Below are 16,840 nucleotides of genomic sequence, written 5' to 3' on the forward strand. Positions count from 1 at the left end.
CGCTGCCGTGCGCCCGGCCCCGGCCGCGGCGCTCAGCGGGACAGCGCGTCCAGCAGCCGGTCCACGTCGGCGGCCGTGTTGTACAGGTGGAACGACGCCCGCAGGTTGCCCGCCCGGTCGGACACCGCGATCCCGGCCTCGGCCAGCTCCGGCTGGAGACGGCCGAGGCCGGGCACGGAGACGATCGCCGAGCCGGGCGAGGGCACCGGCTCGTGGCCCAGCGCGGCGAGCCCCGCGCGGAAGCGGTCGGCGAGGGCCAGGTCGTGGGCGCGGATCGCGTCCACGCCGATCTCCTCGACGAGTTCGAGGGAGGCGCGCAGTCCCGCGTAGGTGAACAGGGCGGGGCTGGAGTCGAACCGGCGGGCGGAGCGGGCGAGTTCGGCGACGGGGCCGTAGCAGCTGTCCCAGGGCCTCTCCCCCGCGACCCAGCTCGCCTGCACCGGCGTCAGATCGCCGAAGTCCTCGGGCACGACGAGGAAGGCCGCCCCGTGCGGGCCGAGCAGCCACTTGTAGGTGATGGAGACGGAGTAGTCGAACGCGCCGGCCTCCACCGGCAGCCAGCCGACCGCCTGGGAGAAGTCGACGTAGGTGCGCGCCCCGTGCGTCCGGGCCGCCTCGCGCAGCGCGGGCAGGTCGGCGATCCGGCCGTCGGCGGACTGCGCGGCGCTGACCGCGACCAGCGCGGTGCCCGGCCGGACGGAGTCGGCGAGCCGCTCCAGCGGCACGGCCCGCACCTTGAGGTCGCCGCGGGTGTGGAACGGGTTGAGGACGGAGGCGAAGTCGTCCTCCGCGGTGAGGACTTCGGCACCCGGCGGCAGCGATGCCGCGACCAGCGCGGTGTGCAGGGCGACCGTGGCCCCGGCCGCGACCCGCTCGACGGGGACGCCGGCCAGCCGGGCGTAGGCGGCACGACAGGCCTCGACGTCGGCGAACAGCGGATCCAGCGAACGGCCCTCCGCGCGGAGCCGCACGGCGTCCTGGAGCGCGGACACGGCGCGGGCCGGCAGGAGGGCGCTGCTCGCGGTGTTCAGGTAGGTGTTCTTCGGGGCGAACTCGGCACGGACGAGGTTCTCGAAGGTCTCCATGGAACCACTCTGCGGCCCCGGGATCTCCCCGTCCATTGCTTAATTCTGCGCGATGTGGCCAAGGAACGCTTATGAGTGCGGCCCGACCCGGGCGTTTCAGCGCCGCGGCACCGCGCACCCGTCCGGGCCGCAGGCCTCCCCGCCGTCCTGGCCGTCGGCCGCCCCGGAGCCGCCGCCGACCGGCTTCGGCGTCGGGCGCTCGGCCCAGGCCTGGCTCAGCGCCCGGGCGAAGACCTCGGCGGGCTGGGCGCCGGAGACGCCGTACGTGCGGTCCAGCACGAAGAACGGCACCCCGGTCGCGCCGAGCTCGGCGGCCTCGCGCTCGTCGGCGCGGACCCCGTCGGCGTACGCCTCCGGGTCGGCGAGGACCCGACGGGCGGCGTCCGCGTCCAGACCGGCGGCGCCGGCCAGCTCGACGAGCCGTTCGTCGTCGTTGTAGACGGAGCGCTCCTCGGCGAAGTTGGCCCGGTACAGCAGGTCGAGCAGCTCCGTCTGGCGGCCCTGCTCGCGGGCGAGGTGCAGCAGGCGGTGCATGTCGAAGGTGCTGCCGTGGTCCCGGCCCCGGGTGCGGTAGGGCAGGCCCTCGGCGGCGGCCTGGGCGCCCAGGTTGTCCTCACCGGCCTCGGCCTGCGCCTCGCTCATGCCGTACTTCCCGGTGAGCATCGTGATCACGGGCTGGACGTCGTCCTTGGCGCGGCCCGGGTCCAGCTCGAAGGAGCGGTGCACCACCTCGACCTCGTCGCGGTGCGGGAAGGCGGCCAGCGCCTTCTCGAAGCGGGCCTTTCCGACATAGCACCAGGGGCAGGCGATATCGGACCAGATCTCGACGCGCATCGTGTCGGCACTCTCCAGGGGGTACGGGTACGGAGGCTCCCTCCGCCGACTGCGTGAACGTTCAAGCGGTCTCTTCCATTCCCCGGGCACGGCGCACCGCGGGCGGAGGCGGTGGCCGCCCGCTCAGCTTCCGTCCCTGAGGTCGCGCGGCCCGCCCGGCCGGAACTCGATGTGGTCGTACGTCACCACGCAGCCCTCGCCCGTCGGCGACTGGGTCATGAAGCCGACCAGCGCGGCTGCCGACTCCTCCTCGTCGCCGAGGGTGAAGAGGCGGACGAAGGTCCAGCGCTCACCGTCGCGGGAGGCGTGGAAGGCGAAGGCGCGGCCGGTGCGGCTCACCCGGAGCCAGACGGAACCGCCCTCGACGGTGAAGGAGTTGGCGTCGTCGGAGTGGCCCCGGGTGACCACCGTGCAGACGGTGGGCACGTCCGGGGAGTACTCCAGGCAGAGCTTGGCCCAGGCCCGTTCGCCGACGTGGACGTAGAGCACCCCGGCGTCGAAGGCGGCGGCGAAGCCGACCGTGACGCGGGCGATCAGCCGGAAGTCGCCCTCGGGCGCGCCCAGCAGGCGGGGCGCGTCGGCGGCGGGCTCCAGCGCCTCGCCGGTGGGCGGCACGAAGCGGTCCTGGCGGGCGCCCGCCCGGCCGGTCAGCACGCCGCCCTCGTACGACCAGTGGCCGTCGGGACCGTACGCGCGCAGGGTGAAGGGGAGTTCGGGAAGTTTCATGTCCATCCGGTGATTCTCCCAGGCCCGCCGCGGCTCCCCCGAAGGGGCGCGGGGAACCGCGCGATCAGCCGCACACGACCCGCGGCCGGCGATTCCACCGCGCCCCCGACGGCGCTCCCCCGCTCAACGCTCCAGGCGGCCGTTGAAACGGCGCGGCAGTCCGAGCGGGTTGTCGTCCCGCAGCTCGGCCGGCAGCAGCGCCTGAGGCGTGTTCTGGTACACGACGGGCCGCAGCCACCGCTCGATGGCCGTGCCGCCCACGGACGTGGACGTGGAGGTCGTCGCCGGGTAGGGCCCGCCGTGGTGCTGCGCGGGGGCCACGGCGACGCCCGTCGGCCAGCCGTTCACGAGCACGCGGCCGGCCAGGGGGGTCAGCTCCCGCACGAGTTCCGCGCCGCGTCCCTCGCCCTCCGCCTCTTCCGCGGACAGCTGGACGGTCGCGGTGAGGTTGCCCGGCAGCCGCGACAGCACGGCCCGCGCCTCGGCCTCGTCCTCGTAGCGGGCCACCACGGTGACCGGGCCGAAGCACTCCTCGAGGAGCAGGTCGTGTTCGCCTTCCTGAGCCAGCCGGCCCGCCGGGACGGTGAGGAAGCCCGCGCTGACCGTGTGCTCGCCGCCCGAGCCCGGTGTCACCGGGGACTCCACGTCGGGCAGCTGGGCGCGCTCGGCGACGCCGGCGACGAAGTTGTCGCGCATGCGGTGGTCGAGCAGGACGCCCGCGTCGGTGTCGCTGACGGCGTCCGTCAGCGACTTCACCAGCCGGTCACCGGCCGCGCCGGCCGGGGCCAGGACCAGGCCCGGCTTCACGCAGAACTGGCCGACGCCCAGCGTCATCGAGCCCGCCAGGCCCGCGCCGATCGCCTCGGCGCGCTCGGCCGCCGCGGCCTCGGTGACGAGGACCGGGTTCAGGGAGCCCAGCTCGCCGTGGAACGGGATCGGGACCGGGCGGGCGGCGGCCGCGTCGAACAGGGCGCGGCCGCCGCGGACCGAACCGGTGAAGCCGGCCGCCGAGACCAGCGGGTGCTTGACGAGCTCGACGCCGGCCTCGAAGCCGTGCACCAGGCCGAGCACGCCCTCGGGGAGGCCGTGCCGGGCGGCGGCCCGGCGCAGCACCTTGGCGACCAGCTCGGACAGGCCCGGGTGGTCGGGGTGGGCCTTGACGACGACCGGGCAGCCGGCCGCGAGCGCGCTCGCGGTGTCGCCGCCGGGGACGGAGAAGGCGAAGGGGAAGTTGGAGGCCGAGTAGACGGCGACGACGCCCAGCGGGACCTTGTAGCGGCGCAGGTCCGGGACGGGCGGGGTGGCGGTGTCGTCGGGGTGGTCGATGACGACGTCGAGGAAGGCGCCCTCGTCGACGATCCCGGCGAAGGCCCGCAGCTGGTAGCAGGTGCGGGCGAGTTCGCCGGTCAGCCGGACCGGACCGAGCGCGGTCTCGGCGTCGGCGGTCTCGACGAGCGCGTCCTTGGCCGCCTCCAGCTCCTCGGCGGCCGTGCGCAGGAAGGCGGCGCGGACGGTGCGGTCGGCCAGCGCCTCCCGCGCGTCGTGCGCGGCCCGGACGGCGGCGTCCACCTCCTGGGCCGTGGCCTCCACCGCAACCTGTTCACGCTGCTTCCCGGTTCGGGGGTCGACACTCCAGACTGGTGCTGCTGCCACCGCGGGTCCCTCCACTTGATTGCCGCATGCAATGCCGCAGGATGTACGTCATCCACCAGGAGCGTTCGATATACTGAACACCGTCTCTGATGGTGAATATGCTGCGGAGACTATTTCCCGGCGAACGAGGGGGTCAAGGGCGATGTCGGCTGGCGAGACGGGCGGCGGGGCGCAGGTCAAGTCCGCGGTGCGGACCGTTGAACTCCTCGAGTACTTCGCCGGACGCCCCGGCATGCATTCCCTCGCGGCCGTCCAGGAGGCCGTCGGCTACCCCAAGTCCAGCCTCTACATGCTGCTGCGCACCCTGGTGGACCTCGGCTGGGTGGAGACGGACGCGACGGGCACGCGGTACGGCATCGGCGTGCGGGCGCTGCTGGTCGGCACCTCCTACATCGACGGCGACGAGGTGGTCGCGGCGGCCCGCCCGACCCTGGACCGGCTCTCGGACGACACGACGGAGACCATCCACCTCGCCCGGCTCGACGGCACCAACGTCGTCTACCTGGCCACCCGCCAGTCGCAGCACTACCTGCGTCCCTTCACCCGGGTCGGCCGCCGGCTGCCCGCCCACTCGACCTCGCTGGGCAAGGCGCTGCTGAGCACGTACTCGGACGAGCAGGTGCGCAAGATGCTCCCCGAGACGCTGCCCGCCCTGACCGAGAACACCATCACCGACCGGGAGAAGCTCATCGAGGAGCTGCACCAGGTGCGGGAGCAGGGCTTCGCCGTGGACCGCGAGGAGAACACGCTCGGGCTGCGCTGCTTCGGCGTGGCGATCCCCTACCGCACTCCCGCGCGGGACGCGATCAGCTGCTCGGTGCCGGTGGCCCGGCTCACGCCCGCGCACGAGCAGACGGTCAAGGACGCCCTGTTCGACGCGCGTGACCGGCTGACCCTGGCGACCCGGAGGCTCTGAGCGATGCACCCGACGAACGCCACGAACGCGATGGACATCGCCCTGCGCGCGGTGCACGACAGCGACCTGCCCGTCTTCTACCGGCAGTTGAACGACCCGGACGCCCTGCGCATGGCGGCCTTCACCCCCGCGGACCCGGCCGACCGGGACGCCTTCGACGCCCACTGGGCCCACATCCGCAGCTCACCGGCCATCGTCGTGCGCACGGTGCTGGGCGACGGTGACGTGGTCGGCCACGCGGCGGTGTACGGGGAGCCGGGCGAACGCGAGGTGACGTACTGGGTCGACCGGGCGTACTGGGGCCGGGGCATCGCCACGACCGCGCTGCGCGCGCTGCTGGCCGAGGTGACCGGGCGTCCGCTGTACGCGCGCGTGGCCGCGGACAACGCGGGGTCGCTGCGCGTGCTGGAGCGGTGCGGTTTCGAGGTCTCCGCGCGGGCCACGGCGTACGCGCCCGCGCGGGGTGCGGAGATCGACGAACTGGTGCTGACGCTGGGCGGCTGACCGCGCGTCATGCGTCGCGGGGGCGGGCTTCGGTTCCCGTCCGGGCGGGCACGGCCCGCGGCGGCGGGCGCGAGGTGCGACCTCGCGCCGGTGCCCCTCCCCCGCGCGGCGGAGGCGGATCGTCGCCGCGCAGGAGGTGCCCGCGGGCGGCCGCGCGGGAACGTGGGCGCATGCCGCAGACACTCGCCCCCGCCGTCGCCGCCGACGGCACCGTGCTCCCCCGCTCCCGCAGGCTGCTGCGCGCCGTCGCCGTCGTGGCCTGCCTGCCGTACCTCACCCTCAAGACCGCCTGGGTGGCCGGCAGCCACGCCGGCATCCCGGCGGGCAGCCCGCTGCTGGACCACGGCACCGAGACGGTCGTCGCGAACGTCCTCACGGTCCTGATGGACTGCGCCGTGATCGTGCTCGCGCTGCTGCTGACCCGGCCGTGGGGCCTGCGCGTGCCCGCGTGGCTGCTCGCGGCGCCGATGTGGGTCGCGACCGGGCTGCTGGCGCCGATCATGGCCGGCTATCCGCTCCAGCTGCTGGTGCGGGCGCTCGGCGGGAGCGCCGCGGGCACGTCCGGCGGCGGGGGCGAACCCTTCCTGCACGAGTGGGTGTTCGCCGTCGTCTACACCGGGTTCATCGTGCAGGGCCTCGCGCTGGGCGCGTTGTTCGCGCTGTACGCCCGGGACCGCTGGGGCCACCTGTGGCGCGGCCGGATGTGGGACCTGCCCGCCGGGCCGGCGGGGAGGGCGCAGCGGGCCACCGCGGTGGCGGCGGCCGTGCTCGCCCTGTTCCCGCTGGCGCTCCGGATCGTCTGGGCCCGCGGTGGCACGACCGGTCTGAGCGCGGGCGTCGTCGCGGACCGGGGCAGCGACTTCCACGTCCTGGAGTCCCTGTACGTCGTCTACCTCCTGGCCGCGGTCACCGGTGGCGTCCTGCTGGCCTTCCGGCGCGCTCCGGCGCTGCCGGTGCGGGTGCCGCTCGTCCTCGCCGGGGTCGGCTCCGGTGCCGTGGCCTGCTGGGGCGGCTGGATGGCGGCGGCCGCGCTGCTGTCCTCGGGAGATCCCGCCGACCGCCCGACGGAGCTGATGCTCCTGACCTACGCTGGCCAGATGACCGTCGGCCTCCTCGTCGCCACCGTCGGCGCCCGTTTCCTCGCGGCGCGGGCCGCGAGGGCAGTGAAGCGTCCGGTGACGTGAGGGCGTTCGCGCGGCCGCTGTTCGGCCGGCGGGCCCGGCTGCGCTGGATCCATCTGATCCTGGGCGGCGCGCTCGCCATGCCGTACGTCTTCGTCGGCGCGGTCGTCGTCGGGCCGGCGGCCGGCGGCGCCCATGTCTTCTCGTCGCTCGCCCTCCAGCTCGCCTCGTTCGGCGTCGGCCTGCCGCTCGCCGCCCTCACCTCCCTGTTCCCGCTGACCCGGCCGCTGGAGACCGCCGCCGTGCGCTGGCTGTGCGGGGTGGACGCCGGCCGGCTCGCCGACGGGCCCGCCCGGGGCCGGGCCGCGAAGGGCCGTACGGCGGCCTGGTTCACGCTGCACCTGGGGCTCGGCGGGATCATCGCCGGGATGTCGCTGGCGGTGCCGCCGTTCGCCGCCGTGCTGATCGTGCTGCCGCTCGCCGCGGGGCTGTGGGACACCCGGCTCGGGCTGCCGGAGGTGTTCGACCACGCCTGGGCGCTCGCGCTCGCGCCGGTCGCGGGCGCGGCGTCGCTCCTCGCGCTGGCCGGCTGCGCGGCCGGGGCCGGGGCCCTGCTGGCCCGCCGGGCACCCGCGCTGCTCGGCCCCACCCCCGAGGACCGGCTCGCCGCCGCCGAGGCACGCGCCGCCGACCTCGCCGTGCGCAACCGGCTGGCGCGCGAGCTGCACGACTCCGTCGGGCACGCGCTGAGCGCGGTGACCCTCCAGGCGAGCGCGGCGCGCCGGGTCCTCGACAGCGATCCGGGATTCGTCCGCGAGGCGCTCGCCGCGATCGAGGAGACCACCCGGCGCACGGTGGGCGAACTGGACGCGGTGCTCGGTGTGCTGCGGGACGGCGACGCGCCCGGCACGGCCCCGGCGCCCACGCTCGCCGCCGACCTCGACGGTCTGCTGCGCCGCACCCGGGCGAGCGGACTGAAGGTGTCGGCCACCCTCGGGACGGCACCCGAGTCCCTGCCGCCGGTGCTGTCCCGCGAGGCCTACCGGATCGTGCAGGAAGGGCTGAGCAACGCCCTCAAGCACGCCGGCGAGGGGGTCACCGTCACCCTGCGCGTCGAGGTACGGGACGGCCACCTGGAGATCACCCTCACCAATCCCCTGGCCGCCGCCCCCGGCCCCCGCTCCGCGCCCCGCCCCGGCGGCGGTCACGGCCTGCGCGGCGTCGAGGACCGCGCCCGGCTGCTGGGCGGCACGACCCGGGCCGGCCCGGCGGAGGGAATCTGGCGGCTGCACGTACGGCTGCCGATGCGGACGGCGGCACGACCGAAAGGACCCCCATGACCGGCCCCTCCCCGATCCGTGTCGTCCTCGCCGACGACGAGCGCATGGTGCGTACCGCGCTGCGGGCGATCCTGGCCGCCGAGCCGGATCTGGAGGTGGTCGGCGAGGCGGCCACCGGTGCGGAGGCGGTGTCCGTCGTGCGGGACCGCCGGCCCGACGTCGTGCTGATGGACGTCCGGATGCCGGAGACCGACGGCATCCGTGCCACCGAGCGGATCCTCGCCGGTCCGGGCGAACCGCCCCGGATCGTCGTCGTCACCACCTTCGAGAACGACTCCTACGTGTACGACGCGCTGCGCGTCGGAGCCGCCGGGTTCCTGCTCAAGCGGGCGGACGCCGACGTGCTCGTGGGGGCGGTGCGGCTGGTGGCGCGCAGCGACACCCTGCTGTTCCCCGCGGCGGTCCGCGCCCTCGCCACCGAGCACGCGCGCGCGTGCCCCGCGCCGCCGGAGTGGGTGGCGCGGCTCACCGGGCGGGAGAGCGAGGTGCTGCGGCACATGGCGGCCGGGCTGACCAACGCGGAGATCGCGCGGCGGATGGAGGTCGGCCCCGCCACGGTGAAGACGCACGTGGCGTCGGTGCTGGCGAAGACCGGCGCCCGGGACCGCACCCAGGCCGTCATCGCGGCCTACGAGGCGGGCTTCCTGCGCGACCGGTGAGCGGCCGCCCGGCCGGTTTCATGAACACCCGATGAGAAACCGGGCGGACGGGAACGATTCGGCCGGTCTCGCTCGTCTGTCCGAACGCCATGAACAAGACGATCAGGCGCGCCTCGGTCTTCACGCTGCTCCTGGTGTTCGCCCTGCTGGTCAGGGCGACCTGGGTGCAGTTCTACCAGGGCCGGGCGCTCGCGGACGACAAGGACAACCGGCGCAACGCGATCGAGACGTACGCGGAGCCGCTGGGCGACATCGTCGTGGCCGGTGAGTCGATCACCGGCTCGGCGCGGACGGAGGGGGGCGACCTCGCATACAAGCGCACGTACGAGAACGGCCCGCTGTACGCGGCGGTGACGGGCTACGCCTCGCAGGCCTACGCGCCGACGCAGCTGGAGGGCATCTACGAGGACCTGCTCAACGGCACGGACCCCCGCCTGAGGACGGTGATGGACACCGTCACGAACCAGCGGGCCGAGCCGGGCAACGTGGTGACGACCATCGACCCGAAGGTGCAGAAGGCGGCGTACGAGGCGCTCGGCGACAAGAAGGGCGCGGCGGTCGCGATCGACCCGGGGACGGGCCGGATCCTCGCGGCCGTGTCGACCCCGTCCTACGATCCGACGTCACTGACCGACGCCAACACCGCCGGCGAGGCCTGGGAGAAGCTCACCGGGGACCCGGACAAGCCGCTCACCAACCGGGCACTGCGCCAGCCGTTGCCGCCGGGGTCGACGTTCAAGCTGGTGGTCGCGGCGGCGGCGCTGGAGGACGGGCTGTACGCGTCGGTGGACGAGCGGACCGACAGCCCCGACCCGTACCGGCTGCCGGGCACCGTCACGGACCTGACCAACGAGAACCCGAACGCGCCCTGTGAGAACGCCTCGATCCGGGTGGGCCTCCAGTACTCCTGCAACAACGTCTTCGCGAAGATGGCCGTCGACCTGGGCCAGGACAAGGTGAGGGCGATGGCGGAGAAGTTCGGCTTCAACGACGAGACGCAGGACGTGCCGGTGCGCGCCTACAGCAGCGTGTACCCCTCGGACATGGTGCCGTCCGAGACCGCGCTGACCGGTATCGGCCAGTTCGACGTCACGGCGACGCCGCTGCAGATGGCGATGGTGTCGGCGGCGATCGCCAACGGCGGCGAGCTGGTGTCGCCGCACATGGTCGCGCAGATCACCGACAGCGGCGGCGACGTGCTGAGGGACTACGACGACGCGACGGACACGACGCGGATCGTCAGCTCCTCGACCGCCGAGCAGCTGCAGTCGGCGATGCGAACGGTCGTCGAGGAGGGGACCGGCACGAACGCGCAGGTCTCCGGCGCGACCGTGGGCGGCAAGACGGGCACCGCCCAGCACGGCGAGAACAACAGCAAGACCCCGTACGCATGGTTCACCTCGTACGGGAAGTCCGGCTCCTCCGGCGAGGAGGTCGCCGTGGCGGTCGTGGTGGAGCAGTCCGACGCGGCCCGCTCGGAGGTCAGCGGCAACGGCCTGGCGGCGCCGGTCGCCAGGGCGGCGATGGAAGCGGCGCTCGCGGACTGAACCTCCCCGGCCCGAAGGCCGTCCGAACGAACGGGCCGCCCCCTCCCCGGGGGCGGCCCGTCGTCCTGCGTGCGCGGTTGCCCGACGCCCAGGAGCGGCTGGGCCGGGCCGAGTTCAGGTGCGGTTCGTGTTGTGGAAGCGGATGTCGGCCCGTCATACAACGTTCGGCCCTCCGTACGAACTCATGAACGATCACTGCTACGCTCCGGATCTCGTCCGGCCGACGCCGGACGATCACATGTCACCCACATGAGACGCACACCCGTACAGGTGCCCGTCGGGCGCCCGAAGCCGCTGCGAGGGGAGGTAGGCCATGGGCACCGTCGTCGACGACACCGCCTCCGTGGAGTTCCACGCCTTCTTCGAGCGCCACTACGCCGAACTGTCCCGGCTGGCCCATCTGCTGACCGGTGAGGCGGACACCGCCGACGATCTGGCGGCGGACGCGCTGCTGGCACTGTGGCACCGCTGGGACCGGGTGCGCGCCGCGGACCATCCGGCGGCGTACGCCCGGGGCGTGGTGGCCAATCTGGCCCGTACCCGGATCCGCAGCGCGGTGCGCGAGCGGCGCCGGATCGCGCTGTTCTGGTCGCACCGCGAGGAGCGGACCGAGAACCCCGACGTGGCGGGCGTGGTGGACGTGCGGGAGGCGCTGCGCCGGCTGCCGTTCCGCAAGCGGGCGTGCGTGGTGCTGCGGCACGCCTTCGACCTGTCGGAGAAGGACACCGCGCTGGCCCTGGGCGTCTCGGTGGGTACGGTGAAGAGCCAGACCTCGAAGGGGATGGCCGAACTGCAGCGGCTGCTGGGCACACGGGAGGTGCCGCAGCGGGTGCACGCGGCGGCGGGGACGGCCGCCCGCGGGGATACGGCCGAGGGCGTGCGGAAACGCTCCGGCGGGGCCGAGGGAAGGGACCGATGACGATGCGGCGGGACGTGCACGAGGAGCTGCGCGCCCGGCTGCAGGAGGCGGCCGGAGCGCACGAACCCGACCGGGAGCGCATGCTGGCCCGGATCGAGCGCGGCATGGCCGGCCCGGCCCGCCCGGACCACCGGGCCCGGCGTCCACCGGTGTTCGGCTGGGTCCGGGTGGCGAGCGCGACGGCCGCGGTGGCCGGTGTGCTGGCGGTGGGCGGTTACGCCGTCGCCTCCGCGGTGAAGAGCGACGAGGCTCCTCCGCAGCGTCACGTGGCCGTCTCGCCGACGCCCACGCCGACGCCCACGCCCTCCCCGGACGCGACGAGCAGGACGCCCGCGCCGCCGGCGAAGCCCTCGCCGGACGCCTCGGACCGGCCCCGGGACACCGGCACCGCGCCTGCCGGGACGCCGAGTACGTCGTCCGGCACCGCCCGGCCGCCGGCCGGGGTGGAGGACGGACCGCTGTGGTCGGACGGCTCGGTGGACCCGCACAGCAACGAGTTCTGGGCGCAGAGCAACGTCACCCTGAAGACCACCGAGCGGCTGACCGCGCTCACCGTGGAACTGCGGATCGCGCAGACCGGCGGGGTGTCCTCCACGGGTGCCTGGCGTTCGCTGCCCGAGGACGACTTCGGTCTCACGGTGGAGGAGCGGGACGGCTTCCTCGTCTACACCTGGACGCTCAAGGAGGGCCGCACGGTCCCGCCGGGCGAGTGGGTGTTCGCGGGGCAGTACGACCACGAACGCGGCGGCCGGGACGCCGGGGACGACCGCTACACCGCGACGGCCACCACCGGGTCGGAACAGCTCGGTGTGAGCGGCGACTTCGCGCCCCGCGGCGACAAGGACGCGGCGGACGAAGGGGATTCGGGCGACGGCGAGGACTCGTAAAAAAATTTCCCGGAACGCGGCAACCCTTCCCGCACCGGTGGCGACCAAGAGGCGCAAAGATCCTCCCCCACGCAAGGAATGGGCATGACTGCACGAGCCGAACAGCGCGTCTCCCACCGGCGCCGGACCGCGAAGAAGCGGGCGGTGATCGCCGGAGTCTCCGCGCTCGGCATCACGGGTGCGGCGATCGTCACCTCGACGATGCTGTCCACCGCGGGCGCCGCCTCGCCCTGGCCCTCGGACACCGGCAGCAAGCCGGTGTCGAAGACCGTGCCGGTCTCCGGCGTCTACGACGGAGGCATGAAGAAGTTCTACGGCACCGGCGCCCTGGGCGGCGACGGCCAGGACGAGGGTCAGGACCCGGTCTTCGAGCTGGCCGACGGTGCCACGCTGAAGAACGTCATCATCGGCACCCCGGCCGCCGACGGCGTGCACTGCAAGGGCAGTTGCACGCTGCAGAACGTGTGGTGGCTGGACGTCGGCGAGGACGCCGCCAGCTTCAAGGGCAAGTCGTCGTCGGCGCAGTACAAGGTGATCGGCGGCGGCGCGAAGAAGGCCGACGACAAGGTGCTGCAGTTCAACGGCGCCGGCACGCTGACCGTGAGCGGCTTCCGGGTCGAGGACTTCGGCAAGCTGGTGCGCGCCTGCGGCAACTGCAAGACGCAGTACAAGCGCACGGTCGTGCTGAACGACATCGACGTGACCGCGCCCGGCAAGTCACTCGTCGGCATCAACACCAACTACGGTGACACCGCCACGCTGTCGAAGATCCGCATCCACGGCGACAGCAAGAAGAAGATCAAGACCTGCACCCGCTACCAGGGCAACAACACGGGCAAGGAGCCGAAGGAGCTCGGCTCCGGCCCCGACGGGAAGCACTGCAAGTTCTCGGCCTCGGACATCACCTACAAGTGATCCCGCCGAGCCCGTGACCGACTCCGGGCCGCCGTCTCGACGTCCGGCGGCCCGGTACCGGTGACGCCCGAACCCCCCTCGGGCGGCCGGATCCGGCCGACCGGACCCCCATCCGGACGGCCGTCAGGACGCCCTCGCCGGCTCACACCCCGGCGGGGGCGTCCGCGCTGCGGGGCGGACCGGCGGCCCCGTCCCACCGGACGCCTCGCCGGGCCCTCACAGCACGGAGTCGAGCCAGGCGTACACCTCGTCCTGCATCGCGGTGTCGAAGACGTGGCCGGCCCCGGGCCAGACCTTCAGCCGCAGCCGCTCCTCGGCGTGGCACGAGCGCCAGACGGCGCGCAGCCTGTCGTACGCGGCCCGCACCCCGTCGGCGGGGAACAGGGCGTCGCGCCCGCCGTGGAAGAACAGCATCGGCCGGGGTGCGGCGATGCTCGCCACATCGGGGAGGTCGAGGTGCCGGGCGAGCCCGGGATGGAGCATGTGGAACGCCGACTGCCCGCGCAGCGCGTTGTTGCCGGGCACCATCATCTCCTTCAGGCCCGTCATCCAGCACACGCTCGCCGCCGCCGCGATGTCGTCGCTGAGGGCGGCGACCTGCCAGGCGCGGTAGCCGCCCATGGAGAACCCGACGGCGGCGACCCGGCGCGCGTCCACCCGGTCCAGTCCCGCGAGGAAGGCCGCGGCCCGCTGGTCCTCGCGGGCCAGGAGCCCGGCGAGCGAGGAGCCGAGGTGGAAGAGGTTGCTCGCCAGCGCCTGCTGCTGCTCGTAGGCGAGCGGCCCGCGGTCGCCCCAGCCGAGCGCGTCCAGGCACAGCACCACGTGGCCGCGCCGGGCGAGTTCGTCCCCGACGAAGCGGCCGCCGAAGCACCGGCCGGCCCACTCCAGGGCGGAGGCGAGCCGGGTGTCGTCGTACCAGGGCCGGACGGCCTTCTCCTTGCCGATGTCGAACCGGGAGCCGTGGTCGTGCAGCAGCAGCACGGCCGGGAAGGGCCCGGTGCCCCGCGGGGTGAGCAGGGCACCGCGGACCCGTGCGTAGCGGGTGAGGGAGACGGTCACCAGCTCGCGGGTGAAGCCGTCGGCCTCGGACCGGCCGGTGAACTCCGGCGCGTACGGTGTGCCGTCCTCGCGGGGGACGACGAGCAGTTCCTCGACCTTGGCCCGGGCCGCCCGCCGCCACGCGCGGAAGTCGCGGACGGGCGAGGTGCCCCAGGCGAGCGGGAAGCGCAGGTCGTCCTTGAGCGCCCGGTGGAGATCGGACGGGCCGGGGACGGAGGTCACCGCCGGGTCGGGGGGCGCCAGTCGCCGAGGTAGGCCTGCGGGGTGTGGGACGCGGCCTCGGCGCGGGTGAGCTGGGGCCGGTTCCCGGGGACGGTGATCACGGCGCCCGGTCCGGTGTTGCGGTACTCGGCGAAGCGCTGGTCCTGCCAGGGGTGGCCGCTGGACATGTTCGTGTACGGCGCGACCGCGTCGATGCCGGCGCCGAGGTGGGTCTCCCGGACGGTGAGCATCGGGCGGGCGGTGCGGTCGGAGCTGGGCACCCAGGGGCGGGCCAGCTTGTAGTAGCCGTCGGGGGCCTCGCTGCTGATCCGGCTCCTGGTGACCAGGTACCCGTGCGGGTTGGCGCCGGCCGTGGAGGGCGCGAAGACGAAGCCGTACGGGGCGCCCGTCAGGTCGGGGCGGATCAGCGTGCGGAAGTGGCAGTGCGCGAACACGGCGGTGGCCCGGCCGAAGACGAAGTCGACGTCGCCCTCGACGTAGCAGTGCGAGAAGTACTGGCGGGCGAAGGTGTCGAGGGAGAGGGAGTCGGCGTACAGGGTGTCCTGGTGGCCGAGGAACCGGCAGTGGTCGAAGGCGCTGCGGTCGCCCTGCACCTTGAGGGCGACGGCCTGGGTGCCGCTGGTTCCGGGGAGGTCGGTGCGCAGCCAGTCGTTGGCGAAGGTGATCCAGCGGGCGGTGAAGCCGTCGGGGCGCAGGGTGGTGGTGGCCGAGCCGGAGGTGCCGAGGGTGCCGCCGCCGGGCTTGGGGGTGCCGGCCGCGTTGTCGTAGACGATGACCACGTCACGGGGGTCCTCGGAGGCGCCGAGCCAGGTCATGTCGGTGCGGTCGGCGTCGACCGAGACCGTCTCGCGGTAGGTGCCCGGGGCGATGACCAGGGTGTGTCCGGGGCCGGCCGCGGCGGTCACGGCGGCCTGGACGGTGGTGAAGTCACCGGCGCCGCCCGGATGGACGTACAGCGTCTTCGCGGTCAGGCGCGCGGCCGGTGAGCCGTACCGGCCGAACGGGCGGCGCGTCCGGTCCGCGGCCTGCGTCGCGTGCGCGGCGGCGGTGGACAGGGCGAGCGCGGTGCCGGCCGTGGCGCCGGCGAGCAGGAAACCTCTCCGGGACAGGGGCACGGGGCCGTGGGGCGAGGGCATGTGGTGCTCCTTCGGTGCGGGGCCGGGCGGGGCGCACGCCGCAGTGGGGGCGGTGTGCGCCCCGCCCGGCCGGTTCTCGGGGGTGTCAGCGGACGCGGCCCGCGCCCGCGTGGTGCTTGACCAGGACCGGGACCGCCCGCACCGGGTGGACGGCGGTGCGCAGGGTGGGGGTCCAGCCGGCACCGGACCGGAGGGTCTCCGCCGGCTTCTCCGCGTTGTGCACGGCGATCAGGTCCACGCGCTCGCCGTTGACCCGGTTGTTCGCGGCGGTGAGCGGCGCGTCGTTCCACTTCTTGAGGATCTTCGCCGGGCTGATGCCCTCGGGCAGGGTGAACGCGTTGTGCTCGGCGACGAGCTGGGACTCCTTGCCGATGCCGAAGCTGTAGGAGTAGCCGGCGTCCGCCACGAAGTGGTTGTTGTACACGTCGACCTGCCCGAAGCGGACGCGCGGAGCGCGCTCGACCAGGTTCGAGAACAGGTTGTGGTGGAACGTCACCTTCAGCTTGCCCCGGTCGCCGACGGCGGTGGACTCGCTGTCGCTGTTGCCGATCAGGATCGTCTTGTCGTGCTCGGTGAAGACGTTCCAGGAGGCGGTGACGTAGTTGGCGCCCCGGACGATGTCCAGCTCGCCGTCGTGCTGCTGGTACAGCACGCCGAAGTGGGTCGGGGCCTCGCTGTCGGGGTGCTCGCCGTCGGTGAAGGTGTTGTGGTCCAGCCAGACGTGGGTGGAGCCGTACACGACGGCGGTGTCGTACTCGGAGTTCCAGTTGCCCTTGCTGCCGTCGGTCGGGTCCCACTGCGGGAAGCAGTCGACCGGGCTCTCCAGGGTGAGGTTCCGGATGATGACGTTGTCCACGCCCCTGATCTGCAGGCTGGCGCCCTTGAGTCCGGCGTTCCTGCCGACGCCGATGATGGTGGTGTTGGCGGGGACGCTCACCTTGATGGCCGCGTCCTGGCGGGCTGCCGAGGCCCTGCGCAGCCCCTCCGGGCTGTCGTCGGGCTCGGCGCTGAGGTCCTGCTCCATGCCCCAGGTCTCCGGCGCGTACTTCTCCAGGTAGGCGTCGAAGTCGTACCCGGGCACGGCGAACGCCTCGCAGCCCTCGGAGACCGCGTCGATGGTCCCCTTCACCTTGATGATCTTCGGCGCGCTGCCGGCGTCCGCCAGGGCCGCCTTGAACTCGGCCCAGGTCGTCACGGTGTACACGTGCTCGGCGTCCGCGGCGGCGCCGCCGGTGGTGCCGGTGCCGTGGGAGGCCCAGCCGTCGTTCGGGGCCAGCGTCTGCCGGGCGGGGTCACGGTGGTGGGACGGGGAGTGCG

16 protein-coding genes are annotated in these 16,840 nt (G+C 73.9%); 9 read left to right on the forward strand and 7 right to left on the reverse strand.

Going from position 1 to position 16,840, the window contains the following annotated elements:
* Nucleotides 1-32 precede the first annotated feature (32 nt).
* The 4 genes from RIM90_RS11550 to RIM90_RS11565 form a co-directional block, all read right to left on the reverse strand.
* Nucleotides 33-1,085: an aminotransferase class V-fold PLP-dependent enzyme gene (locus tag RIM90_RS11550; RefSeq protein ID WP_309060546.1), complete on the reverse strand. Its 1,053-nt coding sequence runs from the start codon at nucleotides 1,083-1,085 to the stop codon at nucleotides 33-35.
* A 96-nt stretch (nucleotides 1,086-1,181) separates the two neighbouring features.
* Entirely contained in the window at nucleotides 1,182-1,919 is a 738-nt protein-coding gene (locus tag RIM90_RS11555; protein ID WP_309060547.1) for a DsbA family oxidoreductase, read from the reverse strand.
* 123 nt (nucleotides 1,920-2,042) lie between these two features.
* Nucleotides 2,043-2,651, reverse strand: coding sequence for a DUF1349 domain-containing protein (locus tag RIM90_RS11560; protein WP_309060548.1), 609 nt, complete (start codon nucleotides 2,649-2,651; stop codon nucleotides 2,043-2,045).
* A 117-nt stretch (nucleotides 2,652-2,768) separates the two neighbouring features.
* Nucleotides 2,769-4,298 carry an aldehyde dehydrogenase (NADP(+)) gene (locus RIM90_RS11565; protein WP_309060549.1) on the reverse strand — a complete coding sequence of 510 codons (1,530 nt, stop codon included), beginning with the start codon at nucleotides 4,296-4,298 and terminating at the stop codon, nucleotides 2,769-2,771.
* Between the two features lie 142 nt (nucleotides 4,299-4,440).
* On the opposite strand from RIM90_RS11565, the gene RIM90_RS11570 reads away from it, so the two are divergent.
* From RIM90_RS11570 to RIM90_RS11610, 9 genes are all read left to right on the forward strand, one after another.
* The gene (locus RIM90_RS11570; protein ID WP_309060550.1) at nucleotides 4,441-5,214 is read left to right on the forward strand and encodes an IclR family transcriptional regulator; all 774 of its coding nucleotides are present in this window, start codon (nucleotides 4,441-4,443) and stop codon (nucleotides 5,212-5,214) included.
* 30 nt (nucleotides 5,215-5,244) lie between these two features.
* Nucleotides 5,245-5,718, forward strand: a complete 474-nt coding sequence (locus RIM90_RS11575; RefSeq protein WP_309060561.1) for a GNAT family N-acetyltransferase — start codon at nucleotides 5,245-5,247, stop codon at nucleotides 5,716-5,718.
* A gap of 170 nt (nucleotides 5,719-5,888) precedes the next feature.
* Nucleotides 5,889-6,902 carry a hypothetical protein gene (locus RIM90_RS11580; RefSeq protein WP_309060551.1) on the forward strand — a complete coding sequence of 338 codons (1,014 nt, stop codon included), beginning with the start codon at nucleotides 5,889-5,891 and terminating at the stop codon, nucleotides 6,900-6,902.
* Nucleotides 6,899-8,179, forward strand: coding sequence for a histidine kinase (locus RIM90_RS11585; RefSeq protein ID WP_309060552.1), 1,281 nt, complete (start codon nucleotides 6,899-6,901; stop codon nucleotides 8,177-8,179). Before RIM90_RS11580 ends, RIM90_RS11585 begins: the two co-directional genes overlap by 4 nt.
* The gene (locus RIM90_RS11590; protein WP_309060553.1) at nucleotides 8,176-8,838 is read left to right on the forward strand and encodes a response regulator transcription factor; all 663 of its coding nucleotides are present in this window, start codon (nucleotides 8,176-8,178) and stop codon (nucleotides 8,836-8,838) included. The genes RIM90_RS11585 and RIM90_RS11590 overlap by 4 nt, the downstream gene beginning before the upstream one ends.
* Nucleotides 8,839-8,927: 89 nt before the next feature.
* Complete coding sequence (locus RIM90_RS11595) at nucleotides 8,928-10,385, forward strand: penicillin-binding transpeptidase domain-containing protein (protein WP_309060554.1); 1,458 nt, start codon at nucleotides 8,928-8,930, stop codon at nucleotides 10,383-10,385.
* 313 nt (nucleotides 10,386-10,698) lie between these two features.
* Entirely contained in the window at nucleotides 10,699-11,304 is a 606-nt protein-coding gene (locus tag RIM90_RS11600; protein WP_309060555.1) for a SigE family RNA polymerase sigma factor, read from the forward strand.
* Nucleotides 11,301-12,191 (forward strand): hypothetical protein, encoded by an 891-nt coding sequence (locus RIM90_RS11605; protein WP_309060556.1) that lies wholly within the window; start codon nucleotides 11,301-11,303, stop codon nucleotides 12,189-12,191. Before RIM90_RS11600 ends, RIM90_RS11605 begins: the two co-directional genes overlap by 4 nt.
* 84 nt (nucleotides 12,192-12,275) lie before the next feature.
* Nucleotides 12,276-13,106: a pectate lyase gene (locus RIM90_RS11610; RefSeq protein ID WP_309060557.1), complete on the forward strand. Its 831-nt coding sequence runs from the start codon at nucleotides 12,276-12,278 to the stop codon at nucleotides 13,104-13,106.
* A gap of 216 nt (nucleotides 13,107-13,322) precedes the next feature.
* Here RIM90_RS11610 and RIM90_RS11615 read toward each other — a convergent pair whose 3' ends face one another.
* The 3 genes from RIM90_RS11615 to RIM90_RS11625 all read right to left on the reverse strand — a co-directional run.
* Nucleotides 13,323-14,387 carry a dienelactone hydrolase family protein gene (locus RIM90_RS11615; RefSeq protein WP_309060558.1) on the reverse strand — a complete coding sequence of 355 codons (1,065 nt, stop codon included), beginning with the start codon at nucleotides 14,385-14,387 and terminating at the stop codon, nucleotides 13,323-13,325.
* Nucleotides 14,384-15,523 (reverse strand): pectinesterase family protein, encoded by a 1,140-nt coding sequence (locus RIM90_RS11620; protein ID WP_309060559.1) that lies wholly within the window; start codon nucleotides 15,521-15,523, stop codon nucleotides 14,384-14,386. Before RIM90_RS11620 ends, RIM90_RS11615 begins: the two co-directional genes overlap by 4 nt.
* An 85-nt stretch (nucleotides 15,524-15,608) precedes the next feature.
* Nucleotides 15,609-16,840: polysaccharide lyase family 1 protein (locus RIM90_RS11625; protein WP_309060560.1), on the reverse strand; the 1,232-nt coding region annotated here is incomplete at its 5' end.

The sequence above is a fragment of the Streptomyces sp. genome (genome assembly GCF_031181555.1).
GTDB classification, from domain to species: domain Bacteria; phylum Actinomycetota; class Actinomycetes; order Streptomycetales; family Streptomycetaceae; genus Streptomyces; species Streptomyces fimbriatus.

Coding starts and splice junctions, on each gene's coding strand:
- RIM90_RS11600 (WP_309060555.1), top strand. CDS start 10,699: ATGGGCACCGTCGTCGACGACACCGCCTCCGTGGAGTTCCACGCCTTC.
- RIM90_RS11560 (WP_309060548.1), bottom strand. CDS start 2,651: ATGGACATGAAACTTCCCGAACTCCCCTTCACCCTGCGCGCGTACGGT.
- RIM90_RS11575 (WP_309060561.1), top strand. CDS start 5,245: ATGGACATCGCCCTGCGCGCGGTGCACGACAGCGACCTGCCCGTCTTC.
- RIM90_RS11610 (WP_309060557.1), top strand. CDS start 12,276: ATGACTGCACGAGCCGAACAGCGCGTCTCCCACCGGCGCCGGACCGCG.
- RIM90_RS11620 (WP_309060559.1), bottom strand. CDS start 15,523: ATGCCCTCGCCCCACGGCCCCGTGCCCCTGTCCCGGAGAGGTTTCCTG.
- RIM90_RS11570 (WP_309060550.1), top strand. CDS start 4,441: ATGTCGGCTGGCGAGACGGGCGGCGGGGCGCAGGTCAAGTCCGCGGTG.
- RIM90_RS11590 (WP_309060553.1), top strand. CDS start 8,176: ATGACCGGCCCCTCCCCGATCCGTGTCGTCCTCGCCGACGACGAGCGC.
- RIM90_RS11595 (WP_309060554.1), top strand. CDS start 8,928: ATGAACAAGACGATCAGGCGCGCCTCGGTCTTCACGCTGCTCCTGGTG.
- RIM90_RS11555 (WP_309060547.1), bottom strand. CDS start 1,919: ATGCGCGTCGAGATCTGGTCCGATATCGCCTGCCCCTGGTGCTATGTC.
- RIM90_RS11605 (WP_309060556.1), top strand. CDS start 11,301: ATGACGATGCGGCGGGACGTGCACGAGGAGCTGCGCGCCCGGCTGCAG.
- RIM90_RS11550 (WP_309060546.1), bottom strand. CDS start 1,085: ATGGAGACCTTCGAGAACCTCGTCCGTGCCGAGTTCGCCCCGAAGAAC.
- RIM90_RS11580 (WP_309060551.1), top strand. CDS start 5,889: ATGCCGCAGACACTCGCCCCCGCCGTCGCCGCCGACGGCACCGTGCTC.